Raw genomic sequence first — 16,759 nt, 5'->3', positions numbered from 1 at the left:
GTGCCAATGGAATGGCAAATTGTTGTCACAGATGAATTTGAGCAGTGGTTTTTGTCACTCTCTGATCTCGAGCAAGTAGATATTCTAGCGATGATCGATGTCTTAGAGATTAAAGGCCCCACTTTAGGAAGGCCTTATGCTGATACATTGAAAGGCAGCGCTAAAATTAGAAACTTAAAGGAATTAAGGCTTCAACACTCAGGAAAGCCCTACCGTATTTTGTATGCTTTCGACCCAAAAAGAAATGCAGTGCTTCTGTGTGGAGGGCGCAAAAACGGTAAGAAAGATAAACTGTTTTACAAACGAATGATTTATCTGGCTGAAAAAGTGTTTGCGCGATATTTAAAAGATGAAGGACTTTTATAAACCGGAGGCTTAGTATTATGGCAAAAACAATAGGTGAGCTACGTAAGCAAGTAAAACCCGAAATTCAAGCGACAGCTAGAGCTAAAGCGTTGGAAATTATTGCAGATATGACGCTTTCTGAAACCCGAAAAGCGCGTGGTTTAAATCAAGGGGAAGTCGCAAAACGCCTAAACTTAGCGCAACCCAATATCTCTCAAATAGAGTCTAGACCAGATTTACTCGTAAGTACTTTATCTCAATACATTGAAGCACTCGGCGGAACATTAGAACTTCATGCAAAGTTTCCCGATGGGCAGACTATCGATATTAAACTGTTTAAATAGTTGCATGTCAGAAGCGTGAATGAAGAACTTCAACACTCAAACATGATTGAAGACAACAAAAAAGCGCCATAAAGGCGCTTTGAGTTTTCTATAAGCTGTGAACAACTATTTTTCAGCTAGTTTTGCTTCTAGCTCGGCAATGCGACTTTCCATAGCGTCTAGCTTTTCGCGGGTGCGAATAAGCACTTGGCTTTGAATATCGAACTCTTCGCGAGTCACTAAATCAAGTTTCGACAGCTGCGACTGCAATACTGTTTTCACTCGGCCTTCTGCTTCTTCAGCCATGTTTTTAACGCCTGGTGGTACGGCATCAGCAATTTGTTTCGCTAAATCTTCGAGTTTCTTCGGATCCAACATGGAATTCCCTTATAATGCGCAGCTCAAAATATGAAAGCTATTCTATCGGTATCGTCGCGACATGCAATGAAAACCGTGTTACGCCCAAACGTACGTTGTTTTAGGAATTAAATGAAACTAAATGAAGCTCAAGAATCTGCCGTAACCTATGTGTCTGGCCCATGTTTGGTGCTGGCCGGGGCGGGCAGTGGTAAAACCCGTGTAATTACCAACAAAATTGCTCATTTAGTTAGAAACTGCGATATGCCAGCACGCTATATTGCGGCGGTTACCTTCACCAACAAAGCAGCACGTGAAATGAAAGAGCGTGTGGCGCAAACCTTAGGTAAGCCAGAAGCCCGTGGGCTAAAAGTATCGACCTTCCACACCATGGGCTTAACCATTATTAAAGCCCATGTAAAAGACTTAGGCCTAAAGCCGGGCTTCTCGTTATTCGATGATAAAGACTCGTTTGCTCTGCTTAACGATTTAACGTCCGAAACACTCGATGGCGATAAAGACCAGCTTCAGCTACTACAAAGCTGCATTTCGAACTGGAAAAACGACCTTATCTTGCCCGATGCCTTATTAAAGTCGGCAACCAGCACGGGCGAGCGAGAATTTGCAGAAGCCTACAAGCGCTACCAAGACAACCTAAAAGCCTACAACGCGCTAGACTTCGACGATCTAATTTTATTACCCACACTGCTTCTAAAAAGTAGCGAAGCAATTAGAGCCAAATGGCAGAGCAAAATTCGCTACCTGCTGGTGGATGAATACCAAGATACCAACACCAGTCAGTACGAGTTAGTAAAGTTATTAGTTGGTGAGCGCGCACGCTTTACTGTGGTTGGCGACGACGACCAGTCTATCTATTCATGGCGTGGCGCTAAGCCGCAAAACCTGCACCTATTACAACAGGACTTTCCGCGCTTAAACGTTATCAAACTGCAGCAAAATTACCGCTCGTCAGGCCGTATCCTGCATTGCGCGAATATACTTATTCAGAACAACCCGCACTTGTTCGATAAAACCCTCTTCTCAGAGCTGCAGTATGGCGAGCCGCTTAAAGTGATAGAGGCGAAGAACGAAGAGCATGAAGGGGAGCGGGTAGTGGCAGAACTGCTGGCGCATAAGTTCATGAACCGCACCCAGTTTAAAGACTACGCCATTTTGTACCGTGGGAATCACCAAAGTCGTATTTTCGAAAAGCTGCTAATGAGCAACCGCATTCCGTACAAAATAAGCGGCGGCATGTCGTTCTTTGGTCGAGCTGAAGTGAAAGACATCATGGCCTATTTACGGCTATTGGTGAATCAGGATGACGATAACGCTTTGCTGCGTATAATAAATACGCCCGGGCGTGGTATAGGCCGCGCTACGTTAGAAAAACTGGGTAACTTTGCCAATAGCTTGGGTGTGTCTATGTTTGAAGCCGCGACCCATCCTAACTTAAACAGCGTGCTGCCTGATAAAGCCTTTCATTCGGTTTCCACCTTTGCCCGCTGGGTAGTTGAGCTGTCGGACAACGCCGAACGTGGCAATACTGCTGATGCAGTGCGTACCATGATCCGCACCATGGGCTACGAAGAGTGGCTGTATGAAACCAGCGCTAGCCCCAAGGCTGCAGAAATGGCCATGGCCAATGTGAGTACACTATTTGGTTGGGTTAACGATATGCTGGAAGGCAACGACCTAGACCAACCCATGACTTTGACCGAGGTAGTAAACCGCTTAATACTGCGCGACATGATGGAGCGGGGTGAAGACGACGGGGAAGGGGACCAGGTTCAGCTAATGACGCTGCATGCTTCAAAAGGTTTGGAATTCCCTATTGTGTTCTTAGTGGGTATGGAAGAGGGCTTACTGCCCCACCAAAGCAGTATTGACGAAGATAACGTAGAAGAAGAGCGTCGACTTGCCTACGTAGGTATTACTCGTGCACAGCGCGAGCTGATTTTCAGCCTTGCTAAAGAGCGCCGACAGTTTGGTGAAGTGATCAACCCTGAGCCAAGCCGCTTTTTATTCGAGTTGCCCCCTGATGACGTTCAGTGGGAAAACCAAAAGCCGAAAGCTACCAAAGAAGAGCGCCAACAAAAAGCGCAGGTGGGTATTGCTAACTTAAGAGGCATCTTAGGTAAAAAGTAGTCGGCTAGTATCGAACTTATTAGCTTTAATAATGAAGACTGGTTGGAATAACCGTAGTGAGAAACTTCCTGGCCCGATGTCCTCTGCATACCTCGTTAAGTAAGGATAAGCTGAAAGCGGGTAGGTAGTTAGTTTACAACGGTTACAGATGGCGTAATTGGAGTCTTACATCAACTGTTTATTTGCTTGGGAAGGCTTTGGTCGTAAGTAAATGCTTACTTTTAGCTGGCTAGTGACGTCATATCAAGCACTTTTGCGTGCTTCAATATCTTACCCTGGCCATATGAACATTCAATTTCACTAAGGGCAACAAGCTGTGCCTGAGAATCTACACCTTCTGCAATTACTTGGAACTTCAAATGCTCAGAAATAAGCATGACTGATTGAATTAGCTTTAAATTACGCTGAGAACGCGGGAGTGATTTTACAAATCTGTGGTCAATCTTAATGAAGTCGAAGGGGTAGGCAAACAGATAACTTAGCGAGGCTAAGCCGCTACCAAAGTTATCAAGAACAAGGGTTACGCCAGCCCGTTTAAGTTTTTTAATTGCCGGTAAGATAAACTGCGAACGGCGGTTTAAGTCATTTTCATCAAACTCAAACACTAGCTGGCTCGGCGTAATGTTAGACGTTGCAATCACATCTATCATTTGATTAACCATAGAGGCCTGCAGTAAATGATTAATCGATACATTAACTGCTATTTTGTTGATAGGCTCATCGGTATCTTTATAGTGATTTAGTAGCTCGCAGGCTTTGTTCAACTGGAATAAATCGAGATCTAGGGTAAGACCGCTGTGTTCCGCCACTTGTCTGAACTGCTCGCGGGCTATTTTGCCGTAGGCCGGGTGAGACCAGCGAATATACATTTCTTTGTACAGCGTACTGTTATTATTTAAATCAATTACTGGCTGCAAAAAGTAATCAAACTCTTCTTCACGCAGCGCACGCCGGAACTCGTTTTCTAGCTCAAGTTCTTCTATTAGCCTGTCGCGCATGCTCTTATCAAACATGACAAAGCGACCCCGCCCAAGCGTTTTAGCCTGGTACATGGCGGCGTCGGCGTCGCGCAATACTTCATCTGCGCTGCGATAATAGGTTTCTAAGTGCGCAATACCCACGCTGGCGCCGGAATACATTTCGCGGCCATCCAGTAAAAATGGCTCTGAAATAGATGAAATGATACGGCTGGCTACTTCTTCGACATCCGCTTCGTCTTCGAAGTTATCCAATAGAACTACAAACTCATCTCCCCCTAAGCGGGCTAATAAGTCGTGGCCACGAATACACAACTCAATACGTCTGGCTACTTCAATTAAGAATTCATCGCCGGCATGATGACCTAGCGTGTCGTTAATAACTTTAAAGCGGTCTAAGTCGATAAATAAAACCGCGAATAAGTTATCGCTGTAACGCTGTTTACTGGCAATGGCTAGTTCTAACCGGCTAGTGAACATAGCGCGGTTGGGTAAATCGGTTAACGAGTCGTGGTGGGCGTCGTGAATTAACTTAAGCTCAATTTCTTTGCGCTCTTCAATTTGCTGTTTAAGAAACTTGTTCGCACGATTAAGCTCTGCGGTACGCTCTTTTACGCGCTCCTCAAGCTCAATGTTATAGCGCTGCATCGACTCGGTGTTGCGCTTTCGTTCGATGGCTACAGCAATATGATGCGAAACAAAGCGCAGAAGCTCTTGGTCGCGGGCATTGTATTTTGCCAGTTTACCGTAGGTTTGAACCGCGATAACCCCGGCAATTTCGCCTTCAACGACAAGTGGCGAGCCTAGCCATGAGTTTGCGCTATTCAACATCGTTTGCGCCAACGAAACGTCAATTTCCCCTGACTCTGCAAGCTCCAGTACCCTTGGCGGGTTGATTAGCTCTGTCTGCCCAGTACGCAATACAAACTCTGTTAGCCCCAATCCAAGGGGCCTGGCGTTAATTTCACTTTGTTTGGTATCGCTAAAGTAAGGGAACTCTAACAAGTCCTCTTCTTTATTGTGAATGGCGATGTAGCAGTTTGGTGCACTAATTAGCCTTGCCAAAATCTCATGCAAACTGGAATAAAACGCATCCATATCGCCTTCAAGATTAGCGGCCAGCTCAGAAATCTCGAAAAGTGCTTGTTGCAACGACTCTACTTTTTGGCGCTCAAGAATTTCTTCCTGTAGGTCATCGTTAATTTTTCGCAGTTGTCGGGTTCTTTCGCGGATGGTGCGCTCGGTGAGCTCTCTATTTTTTACCCTATCTACTGTTGTCACAATATGCTGGGAGACAAAAAGTAGAACTTCTAAATCTTCTTGGCTGTAGTGCACGCCTTCATCGTAAGTTTGCACTACCATTGCTCCAATCACCTGACTACCGCGTTTTAGGGGAACGCCCAGTAGTTCAAATGGTTGGGAACCGACTAGCTTAATGTCGTAATCAGAGGCGAAGGTTTCTTCTTCGTTGCGCTTATAAAAAAGGTGGTTGCCGGTTTTGAGAATATAACCCGTCATACCGTCCATCAAAGATTCAGCGGGAAGCTGAGGAACAGTTTGCTCGTCGAACTCATCAACAAAATAGGCAAAGTCGACAATGTGGGTTTCTGGTTCGTAAAAGGCAACAAAGAAGTTGTCTGCATTCATGAAATCGGCAATGATTTCATGAATGGCGGAGTAAAGGCGATTTAGGTGGCTTACAGAACTGGCAAGTTCAGAAATATCAAAAAGCGCCTTCTGAACACGTTCAGCGCGCTTATATTTGTCGGTAAGTTGTTGAAGCTGCGGTATAAGTTCGCGCAGCTCTTCTTCCGTCAACTCATGTTGCGTCGAATCTTGTGACATTCCGCTCGCCAGTAAAAAAGTAACGTTTCCCCAATAGGCTAAACTACCCGATCAGCGGGTAAAACGCTACGTTTTCAATCAAATTGTTGCTATTTATCAGGTACTAAATACCTTCAATCATGTACTCAATAGCGGCTTTAATTTCGTCATCAGAACAGTTGCCACAGGTACCACGAGGAGGCATAGCATTAATACCGTTCAGCGCGTTTTGCCATACACCATCAAGACCGCGCTCGTCCAAACGAGGCTGCCAATCAGCTGCATTTTGAAGCTTAGGAGCACCTAAAACGCCCGCTGCGTGACACGCAACGCATGCAGAGTTATAAACGTCTTCGCCTGACTTCGCGCCGCCCGCTGCGCCTGCACTACCTTCAGCTGCTGCACCTGCAACGTGTACTTGACCTACCGGCTTAATGCGATCGGCAATTTCATCGTTACTCATTTCTTGTGCTTGTGCTGCAAATACAGTTAGCGCAGTAGCAGCAACAGTTAACCAAGTCTTTAATTTCACATCTGTCTCCAGGCAATGATGAATTTGTTTAAAATATAACTGGCCAGATTATAACGGTTAATTGGGGTTGAACAACTATTTGAAGCCAATTACCCATAAAAAGTAAGGATTTTTAACACTGATGCCAAGCCAACTAAAGAGATTTTAATAAATGAGTTGAAGCCAGCCCGTGGCGTCAGTATTATTACGCCCCGTTTGCTACATACGTTTAGCCACGTAGTTCATTACAGTAAACGCTCGGTGATTATCTCACTGGTACTACAAACCGCCCTTAGCTCAGCTGGATAGAGCGCGGCCCTCCGGAGGCCGAGGTCAGAGGTTCGAATCCTCTAGGGCGGGCCATTACCCTCTTTTTTGCCCTTTGCTATTTTTGGTCACAAGTAATTCAAAAGTGGCCTTTGAACAGATTGTGACCAATTATTGTCTGGCGTCGGCGGCCCGCGAACTCAACTCCAAAGTGCACCACTCGCTAAATTAGGCCGCCTTGCGCTATTCGTCGAATACCGCGACTGGTTGCTTAAAGCCGAGATACTTTCACGGTCATAGAATCGTCATTATATGCAAGTGTCTGACGCTTGATACCGCCATCCATATCTTCAATATCACCTAACTTTTCAGACATTTCAGTTTTTATCCTAAAAGTGGTTTAACAAACAGTTACGTAATTCTCGCGCATCTACGGGCGCTGAATTTTCTCAAGTTCTTTTCTAAAGTATGTAAATTCATCGTTGAGCCCCATCTTTTGGGATAAAGTCAATCCGAGTTGTAGCACTTCATAACGACCTTCAACGCGTGGATTCTGTATTTTTAACAACTCAATAGCTCGTCGCGTTTTGCCAGCTTTGTCTAGCGCTAACGACAAAATGTATAGATAGTTACTGTTTGTTGGCTCGATATCGGTGGCAGTGGTAAGGTGTTCTATTGCAGTGTTTAAATCTTGGCTGCGTATTAAGCGCATTCCTTCTGCGTAATGCATTAACGATGAGTGTCGATTAGCATTTATACCTTTTTTAAGCGTTGCTGCCTCTAAAGTATTATCCTCTAAAGAACGGTATAAATTTGCTAGGTTTATATAATTGGGTTCAAAAAAGGGGTCTCGGGATATACCAGCTTCAAGAAAATCTCTTGTTCTCTTAAAGTTACCTTGATTTGCTTGTATAAGACTAGCGTTTAAGTTTCCTTCACCCCGCCAGAGGCTCTGTTGAGAGGCTTCGTATAACTCGTCTAATACAGTTGCGGGAATAAGTGCTACTTTTCCCGAAGCAATGAGCTGTTCAGCAGCCGAGACCCTAATCGCTTTATATTCATCTGCTAAAAGCGCTTTTAGAAGCTCGACGCGTCTGTGTTTATCGACAAGAAATGAAATATCGGAAAATGCTAGACGAACTAGCGGGCTCTCGTCATTGGCCAGCATTTTGGCATACTTATACGCTAGATTTTGAACTGAAGCGGGAAGCAGTGAAACGACAGTCGCTCGTTTTATATCAGGCAGTGCTTTGTTTTTTGCTAAGGAAAAGTGACTATTGGGTGTCAAGGTGTCGCCACTTAGCAATACCATATATTGCATTTCAGCAGGGTGTGAAGGCGCTGACGGGCCATGCCACTCGTCGATTTTGTCTTGCGCCCATCGCGGGCCTTTGTCTTCGTGGCAGCTATTACAGGCGTTAGGCGTGCCAAATTTTTCAGTAAGGTGCGGTGCTGGGACCTTGAAACTATGATCTCTTCGTTTATCAACGCCCATGTAAGTATTCGTAGGCATATGACAATTTACACATTGTGAGCCCTGGCTATCGGGTTCGTGCTTATGATGCTTGATGTCATTGTATGCTGATGCTTGGTGGCACTGTAAACATAATCCATTTCCTTCGACTTTCACTTTCGCAGTATGAGGGTTATGACAGTCGTTACAGTTCACGCCGGCCTCAAACATTTTGCTCTGTAAAAATGAGCCATAAACGTAGACTTCACCCTGTATCTGACCATCTAAATGATATTGAGGCGTCGTCAACAAAGCAGGCTTGAATTGCGATAAGAACGGTTCGGATGGCGTAATACCGTCGGTGAGTGGGGTGCGAAGTGAATGACATGCAAAACAGCGCTCCATGAAGCTATTATCGCGTTCAGGACCTTCCCACGTGGCTATCTTTTTGCCTTTGCCTAACAGCCAGTTGCCAATATCTTGCTGTTCGCTCTCAGAAAGAACCGAGTGAGTAGAGCCGTTACCAGCATAATGATTGTCGTCAACGTAACCATGGCATGATTGACAAGAAACGTTAATTTCATTCCACACAGTACTAAAAGTGTCTTTTTCATCATCATAGTTTCTCTTTAATCCTGATGAGTGGCAGTCCGCACACATACCATTCCAGTTTTGCAAAGGTTGAAGCCAATGCAGCCTATCCTGCCTGCTTATCTCCTCGTCGGGATATATGGGGTACCACTTTTGACCGCCACTCGACTTATCTCTTGAGTCCCATGCAAATGGAAAGACCTGCATTTTCCCCCGTCCAGTTTTGATGAGATATTCCTGAAGAGGGAAGTGACCGAACACATAGCTGACTTCGTAATCTATTGGCTCAGTTTTATCTTCTTGAAACTTTACAAAGAACTTGTTTTCTTTTTTAAAGAATGTGGCTTTTTGATTGAAGTGTGTAAACGTCGTGTCATTGAAATCGCCTAGAACCGTGCTTTCTGAGGCAATAGCCATTGCTTTACTGTGGTCAGACTCGAGCCAACCGTTTAACTCCTTCTCATGACAAGCACCACACTGGTGCGCCTCGTTCGCAAAAGAGTTGAACGAAATACCAATAAGAGTGAGTAAAAAGCACAGTCGTAACATTAATTAAGAAAGCCAAAAGTAACAAAAAACAATCATAAAATATCACGGTAGAGGTACGGTCGCTAACGTTCGATTAACTTTCACTTTCTTGTTAAGTATGTAAAGCGCGAAATGAAGTAAATTAAAAAACAAAAGAGAATACGATTTAACTTAATATGTTTTTTAACGACAGATAAAGATGGTATTTCTGGTTTGAGATTCAACTTTATTCAAGAGTAGTTATGAAAGTTACCTTTTAGCATGGCTACTTAATTAAAAGTGTCAATTAACTAATCATAAATGGCGTTTTAGATGTTTGGCAGGTGTGACTTAGAATCTGCTCGATCAGGCAGTACTTACTGGGAAAACCAATCAATAGGCCTGTTTAATTTCGCAAAGTCGCCTCCTCCGGAGGCCGAGGTCAGAGGTTCGAATCCTCTAGGGCGGGCCATTTTATTTGTGGTTTTTGCGGAAACTAGAAGGTGTATAGTGAGTCGCTTTCTTAAAAAATTTAGTGAAATGAGCTTGGTCTTGAAAACCCAGACGCTCTGCTATGGCAGAGATGTTGATATTCGAAAAAATCAAAAGCCTTTTCGCCTCATCTAATAAGTACCTGTAAATCAATTCTGAAGCGCTCGATTGAGAATACTGCCTGCAAATTACATTAAGATGAGCGCTACTTACTCCTATCTTATTCGCGTACCATTTCACTTTGTGTTGTTCGCATCCATACTTCTTAATTAGCATCTCGTAAAAGCGGACTTTGTGTTCAGATCTAGACGGCTTAATCACAGGTTGACTTGTTGATGGCTCAACCCTACCGAGGATAATTAAAAGTTGTTGAAGTAATGCTATTGTCATCGCCCCGCTACAAGCGAAGACGTTCCGGGCTTCGTCTTCCAGCTTTTGGCACAAATAGACGATATCATGTATGTACTTTCCGTCTAAATTCCCTATCAATGCATCGTCAATGAAACCCAAGGAATCTACATTCTGTGCTATTTGTTTTACCACGGGTGAAACAACAGATAATACATGCCCTTTCGACCCCACCTCCCAATCAAATCCATGAACAACATTTTCAGGTATAAAAAGCGCGCAGGGAGCGGTCACTATCGTATTTCTGTCATCGAGTTGAACTCTGCAACCGCCGGTCGTGATAACAAAAATTTGGCAAAGCGCCTTGTGACGATGAGGTAGTACCTTCCACCCGTGTAGCTGACTACGAACGGTCAGTGCTTCGCCATGAAAGAAAGCTTCGAACTCGTCAAAGCTATTCTCTACATAGAGCTCGAGATTTTTAGCGGTCAATTTTGACCTCCGTCGTGAACCATTTCCCTGCTTGACGAGAGTTGATGACAATAGCGTCACTTTTGGTGTTGCTGTTACATTGCTTCAAGTGATTTGCCTTTCGTCTCTTTCACGAACTTCACGACAAAGAAAATAGATAAAAATGCAGCAAGCGCGTAAAGACTATAAGCACCAACCAAACCAATTGCTAAAAGCAATATTGGGAAGGTTATTGTAATGAGGAAGTTGGCGCTCCACTGTGCAAGGCCACTTATAGCTAAACCAGACCCCCTTACTTGATTAGGAAACATTTCACCTAACATTACCCACATCACGGGCCCCCACGATAAGTTAAAGAAGAAAACGTAAACATTAGCCGCCACTAGAGCGAGTGTTCCCATATGACCCGGCAGCTGAAGCTGTCCTTCTATAAATTGTCCGCTTTGAAATGCGATAACCATTAACGCTAGTGCTGTTGCCATACCGACAGAGCCGACAGTGAGTATGGGCTTTCGGCCCCATTTATCGATCAAGGTAATGGTAATAATACAAGCAAAGATACTTAGCCCTGCACTGAGTATATTTATTAGTAATGCATCTGACTCTGTAAACCCAACGGCTTGCCACAATACGGCACCGTAATAAAACACCACATTTATACCAACAAGCTGTTGTAAAACGGCTAGACCAATACCTACCCACACAACGGGCCTAACTTTGTTCGTTGATGTGTCGAAAATGTCTCGCATTGAAGGCTTATGATCAGCTTGCAGCGAGTCAGATATTTCGTGGTATATAAGATTGGCCTGCTGTTCTCCAAAAAGCGCACTTAACACGCTTTTGGCTTTTTCTTGTTTTCCAGAGAAAACTAAATATCTTGGGCTTTCTGGTATAAAGAACAGTGCGAAAAAAAACAAACTTGCTGGGGCAAGTTCTACCCAAAACATCCAACGCCAGGCTTCAAATTCTGCCCACAATATGCCAGTTGATTTGCCTGCCGATAGCGCCAATGCATAGTTGCTAACAAATGCCGAGAAGAGACCAGTAATAATGGCAACTTGTTGAATAGTCGCCAAAGCGCCCCTGTATCTAGCTGGTGCAATTTCTGCAATATAAGCCGGTGACATGACGGAAGCTGCCCCTACAGCTATCCCTCCAAGTACGCGGTATATAACAAATTCAATCGAGCTACTAGCGAGCCCCGAGCCTAATGCTGAGATAATAAAAAAAACTGCTGCGACAATCAGCAGGCTTTTCCTACCAAAAATATCTGCTAATTTCCCCGCAAAAAAAGCGCCAATGGCACAACCTAATAGCATTGATGCAACGTTAAAACCTGTGCCTACATCATCGGCATTAAACGCCGATTGCAGTCCGTCGATGGTCCCATTAATCACGCCACTGTCGAAACCAAATAAAAAACCGCCAATAGTCGCTACCAAGCTGACAAGAATAATAGTGAATCGGTTTTCGTTAGTGTTTGCTTGTTGCACAAACTTTCTCCTAGTTGTTTTTATTCAGACTTTCCATGAAGGGAAAGTAAAGCTCACCTTTTCTTTCCTTTTCTATCTTCAAAGGAGTATCAGGGAATAAGCCGTTGTATTTATCAAATCTATTAGGTTCTACTTTCCACCAATCGGGAAAGGGAGCAGCTTCTGAACCCTCTTTTTTGCGTAAGTTCAACCCCTCTGAAAGGCGAGCGTTGAAAGGAACCGAAGGCTTTGCACCTGTTGCTGGAAATAAAGATTGATAAAGCGCTTTGCGAAGAGGAAGCAGCTTTTCTGCGTAATCAGGGTGGCGAATTAAGTTTTTTCGCTCATCGGGGTCAGTACTTAAATCATACAGTTCTTCTATGTCCCAAACGCCGTGGTACTGAATGTATTTAAGGTCGCCTCGTCGTATTGAGAATGTGGTTGGGGTCATAGGAAATGAATATTCCCAGTAATACTCGTACACAAAGTCTGGGGCATTCCACTCTTCTTCCTTTACTGCACCAGTGGCAACGGGTAAGAAGCTTTTCCCTTCGAAGTGACTTGGTGCCGCTATACCAGCAAGGTCTAGAAATGTTGGGGCTAAATCAAGGTTTCGCACTAATGTATGGTTGCTCTCTCCTTCAGGAAGTAGACCGGGAGCACTTATAACAAGCGGTACCTTTATAGAGCTTTCATAAGCATTTCTCTTATCAATTAGGCCGTGTTCCCCAATCATAAAGCCGTTATCGCTGTAGAAAACAACCATAGTATTATCAAAGAGGTTTTTCTTTTTCAGATAGCTAATAATTTCGCCTAAACCATCGTCTACCGCTGACAACGTAGCGTAATAATTTTTTAAGTAGTCACGCATTCTTCTGTCACTGGCATAGAAAAATTCGGCGCCATGCCAGCTATTTCTTTGATTGTGAACCCACATAGGCTTGTTTTTAGCATCTTCTTTTGTCACCTTTGCGCTTTCAGGCAATGTAAATTCGACATCCTTGTACTGGTCCTTGTGGCGAGCGGCAGGCGTTGCATCTGAATGCACTGCTTTATGGCTTAGATAAAGTAAAAATGGCTGTGTTTGGTCGATATCGTTATCTAGCCACTCAAGTGCATAGTCGGTTAACTCATCTGTGATATAGCCTTTTTGATCAACGTGAACACCATCCACATTTAGCTGGTTTACAATCCCTTTGTTGCGTAATGGTGGAGGTACCCGGTCTTGCGGATAATAGGTGCCCTGACCGGTGAAACTTACCCATTTATCGAAGCCTTTACGGGGCATATCTGAGTGAGACCCCATATGCCATTTCCCAAAAAAGCCCGTTTGGTAGCCCGCGTCTTGTAAATACTGAGGGAAAAAGGTTAACCCTTCTTCGCTAGAATTATTATTATCAACGATCTTATGATTGCGAGTAGACATGCCTGTCAAAATTGATGCACGGCTAGGTGAGCACAAAGACGAAGTCACCAATGCATTTGTGAAGTGCACGCCGGTTGATGCCAAATCATCAATATTGGGGGTTTGGAGCGTAGGCTGAATGAAGCCCATCCCGTCATATCGAAGATCATCAACTAATACAAATACAATGTTTCGCTTCTGGCTATGCTCGCTTTCAGTTGCCGAGGCCTGACCAATAAGAGTAAGTACACTGCAAACCGTGATAAAAACCTTCAATGTGCGCTTCAATTTATGCTCTCCAAAAAAAGTGCGCCGCCTTAGCGGCTCACACTATTGCGAAACTTCACAGTCGTCTGATGGTTCAAGCAAAATGTAATGTGATCATGTCGAGGTGAAGTAAGATATGGAAAAGTAATGCGTGCCCCAATCAAGCGCTGAACTACCTGTAGCGAATGTAACCTACAGCGTGAATTTCATCGCTGGTCATGAAACAAATTACTTTTAACATTTCAGTAACTACCGATCCTAGGAAAAGCCGCGATAAGGTAAAAATCGAAATTACAGATACTAAATATCTCTATACTCGATAGACGCTGTTGCCGTTATTTTTTTCGATGTTTACTCGGCTCAATAAAGGAACGAAGTCCACGGGTTTAGCTGCGTTTAGAGCTTAGGTGTTAAACGTTTTGCTAAGTATCATAGTTTGCGATAGGTGGGTATCACGAAATCGGAGTGTTCAAACGTTTCTATTTGGTTAAATTCTTGTAAACCGTTGGGTGGCTAGATTCAAAGACCGCTTTGTGAAACTAGCTAGCACATAACGCACTTTAATGACGCGGCACAAATAACACTCTCGAATGACTACTGAGAAGAGGGACACATGAAAAGCACATCAAAATTTAAACAATCAGCGCTGGTAACCCTTATAGCAGCTGTTTTTGCTCAATCAGCCGTTGCGCAGAACGCTGAAACCGAAGCCAAAGACTCTGAAGGCTTTGAAGTAATTATGGTTAAAGCACAGCGTACTTCGCAAGATATTCAGAAAGTACCGGTAAGTGTACAAACATTATCTTCTGACGATTTACAAAAACAAAGCATCAATGAAATCACTCAACTTTCAACGCTGGCGCCTACATTACAACTAGGGCAAGACAACACCTTTGCCATTCGCGGTATTGGCACTCAAGTGTTTGCAGAAACCATTGACCCGAGTGTGGCGTTGGCAATTGACGGCGTAAGCTTAGGGCGAAATGCGCTTGCTGGCCAACCATTCAACGACATTGCCTCTGTTGAAGTGCTTAACGGTCCTCAAGGCTTGTTATTTGGTAAAAACGCATCCGCAGGTTTGGTAAACATTACAACAAGAAGGCCTGAGTTTGATGAATTCTCAGGTAATGTCTCATTAGAATATAACTACAGAGATACCACGCCCACTGATGCCAAAGGGCACATTATCCGAGGGACGGTAAATGTTCCTGTTTCAGATAATTCAGCGCTTCGTGTAAATCTGCTCAAATCGTCTCAAGATCCGCTTATCGAAAACGTGTTTCCTAATGACGATGTAAGAACAGACTTAGGTCAGGATAAATCGGGGATTAAAGTTAAGTACCTTTATGAAGATGGCCCCTTTTCTTTATACGCGATTGCCGATTATAACGAAAACGAAGGCACGGCTGAGCGCTACAGCCGAACCTATCGAACCGTAGATCCAAACAGTGAGTTATTGGACTTTTTTGAGCCAGACAATATTGTTCCAGGCCCTGAAAATATGACCAACAATTCAGATGGTGCAATGTTTAGCGACGTAGAGACAGGTGGAGCGCAAGTTGAGTTGGCGTATGAGTTTGATAGCGGTATAGAGCTCATTAATATTGCTGCGTGGCGTTACTTTGAAAGCGATACTAATTTGCACAATGACTTTGCATCTAGAAGAGACATTGTTGATAACCCAAATACCAACGACTACGAGCAATATTCAAACGAAGTGCGACTCGTATTCCCAAAAAATGACGATTATTCAGGGCAGGTTGGACTTTTCTACTTTAATTCTACCTCTGGTATGACCAACAGCTTAGACGTTGAAGGCCCTCCTCCATTTGTTGCAGTTGGGTTCCCATTTTGCGTTGGCGCAGAGATTTCTGGACCGCCGCCAGAATGCCCGTATAGCAATGACGTTTTCTTAGGGAACGACAGCGATACTGAGCTAAAACAGGAAAGCTATGCTGTTTTTGGTCAGTTCGATTTTTACTTGACCGATAAATTTACGGCAGTCGCAGGTGCTCGCGTTACGCAAGACGATATTTCAACAGACGTTTTACAAATGCAGCGTAATTACTTTGTAGGGATAGGTGGCCCGCGTGGTCGATTCCAAGAATCAGTCGATAATACCAACGTCAGTTGGAAGCTGGGCGCTAACTATGAGTACACCAATAAGGTCATGCTGTACGCATCGATTGGGCAAGGCTATAAAGCACCTGGATTTAATACAGATAACCAAGGTAACCCTGATATTCCATTTGCAGTTGAAGATGAAATATCGACCACGTTCGAGGCCGGTGTAAAGAGCAGACTGCTAGATAACAAGGTTATCTTGAACGTGTCTGTGTTTAACACTGATTTTGATAACTACCAAGCGCAGTCGTTTAATCTAGACGCTCAAGCGTTCATTATTCAAAATGCGGCAAGCGTAACGTCCCGAGGTGCTGAAATTTCATTAAAGGCCATGGCAACTGAAAACCTCACGCTCCAATGGGACACGTCATTACTAGACGCAACGTTTGATAGTTTTGAAGGTGCATCGTGTACGCCGGATTCTGAAGTTTGTGGTCCTGACGATGCGTTTTTTGATGCCTCGGGTTACACGCTTCCAATGGCACCTGATATTACTTCAACGCTGCAAGCAAACTATGAACAAGAGTTGACCGAAAACATGTACGGCTTTGTGAATGCAAACGTATACTATCGCTCGGAAACGTCTTATGGCATTGGTTCGCCTCAGAGAGAACTTGATGCAATAACAACCTTAAATTTGAGTGCCGGTATCTCTACCTACGATGGCTTAAACGTCTCTGTTTTCTGCAATAACTGTACTGATGAAAAATATCCAGTTTCTATTGGTTTTGACGCAGGTGAAAACAATGCCGGGTTAGCCTCAACCGTACAGACATGGGGACTTAACTCAATGCGTACCATTGGTATAAGAGTATCTCAAGAGTTCTAATCAACTAAAGCGCTAGGCCTGCGCCTAGCGCACTTTTCACTCATTAAA

11 protein-coding genes and 1 tRNA gene are annotated in these 16,759 nt (G+C 44.0%); 5 read left to right on the top strand and 7 right to left on the bottom strand.

What is annotated here, in order from left to right; genetic code table 11:
- Positions 1-6 precede the first annotated feature (6 nt).
- The gene (locus ACXAER_RS09750) at positions 7-366 is read left to right on the top strand and encodes a type II toxin-antitoxin system RelE/ParE family toxin (protein WP_474828786.1); all 360 of its coding nucleotides are present in this window, start codon (positions 7-9) and stop codon (positions 364-366) included.
- A 17-nt stretch (positions 367-383) separates the two neighbouring features.
- A complete protein-coding gene (locus ACXAER_RS09745; RefSeq protein WP_474828784.1) occupies positions 384-689 on the top strand; it encodes an XRE family transcriptional regulator in 306 nt (101 codons plus the stop codon).
- Positions 690-794: 105 nt separating this feature from the next.
- Here ACXAER_RS09745 and ubiK read toward each other — a convergent pair whose 3' ends face one another.
- Positions 795-1,046, bottom strand: a complete 252-nt coding sequence (gene ubiK / locus ACXAER_RS09740; protein WP_012516595.1) for a ubiquinone biosynthesis accessory factor UbiK — start codon at positions 1,044-1,046, stop codon at positions 795-797.
- A gap of 111 nt (positions 1,047-1,157) precedes the next feature.
- Between ubiK and rep the strand changes: the two genes are divergently transcribed.
- Entirely contained in the window at positions 1,158-3,173 is a 2,016-nt protein-coding gene (gene rep / locus ACXAER_RS09735; protein ID WP_474828782.1) for a DNA helicase Rep, read from the top strand.
- Positions 3,174-3,394: 221 nt separating this feature from the next.
- On the opposite strand, the gene ACXAER_RS09730 is transcribed toward rep, so the two are convergent.
- Both ACXAER_RS09730 and ACXAER_RS09725 read right to left on the bottom strand, forming a co-directional pair.
- On the bottom strand, positions 3,395-5,995 hold the full coding sequence (locus ACXAER_RS09730; protein WP_474828780.1) for a sensor domain-containing phosphodiesterase: 2,601 nt from the start codon (positions 5,993-5,995) through the stop codon (positions 3,395-3,397).
- Between the two features lie 103 nt (positions 5,996-6,098).
- Positions 6,099-6,506, bottom strand: coding sequence for a c-type cytochrome (locus ACXAER_RS09725; RefSeq protein ID WP_474828778.1), 408 nt, complete (start codon positions 6,504-6,506; stop codon positions 6,099-6,101).
- Positions 6,507-6,771: 265 nt separating this feature from the next.
- Between ACXAER_RS09725 and ACXAER_RS09720 the strand changes: the two genes are divergently transcribed.
- Positions 6,772-6,848, top strand: a tRNA-Arg gene (locus ACXAER_RS09720).
- A gap of 334 nt (positions 6,849-7,182) precedes the next feature.
- Here the strand turns inward: ACXAER_RS09720 and ACXAER_RS09715 are convergent.
- From ACXAER_RS09715 to ACXAER_RS09700, 4 genes are all read right to left on the bottom strand, one after another.
- On the bottom strand, positions 7,183-9,213 hold the full coding sequence (locus tag ACXAER_RS09715; RefSeq protein ID WP_474828776.1) for a multiheme c-type cytochrome: 2,031 nt from the start codon (positions 9,211-9,213) through the stop codon (positions 7,183-7,185).
- 564 nt (positions 9,214-9,777) lie between these two features.
- Positions 9,778-10,635, bottom strand: a complete 858-nt coding sequence (locus tag ACXAER_RS09710; RefSeq protein ID WP_474828774.1) for a helix-turn-helix domain-containing protein — start codon at positions 10,633-10,635, stop codon at positions 9,778-9,780.
- A 74-nt stretch (positions 10,636-10,709) separates the two neighbouring features.
- A complete protein-coding gene (locus ACXAER_RS09705; RefSeq protein WP_474828772.1) occupies positions 10,710-12,107 on the bottom strand; it encodes a sugar porter family MFS transporter in 1,398 nt (465 codons plus the stop codon).
- A 10-nt stretch (positions 12,108-12,117) separates the two neighbouring features.
- On the bottom strand, positions 12,118-13,779 hold the full coding sequence (locus ACXAER_RS09700; RefSeq protein WP_474828770.1) for a sulfatase family protein: 1,662 nt from the start codon (positions 13,777-13,779) through the stop codon (positions 12,118-12,120).
- 592 nt (positions 13,780-14,371) lie between these two features.
- Between ACXAER_RS09700 and ACXAER_RS09695 the strand changes: the two genes are divergently transcribed.
- A complete protein-coding gene (locus ACXAER_RS09695; RefSeq protein WP_474828768.1) occupies positions 14,372-16,711 on the top strand; it encodes a TonB-dependent receptor in 2,340 nt (779 codons plus the stop codon).
- Positions 16,712-16,759: the final 48 nt, after the last annotated feature.

The organism is Alteromonas sp. AWJ4_199, from assembly GCF_056159165.1.
The sequence above is the reverse complement of the archived record's forward strand: the minus strand, read 5'-3'. Positions and strand labels throughout refer to the sequence as shown.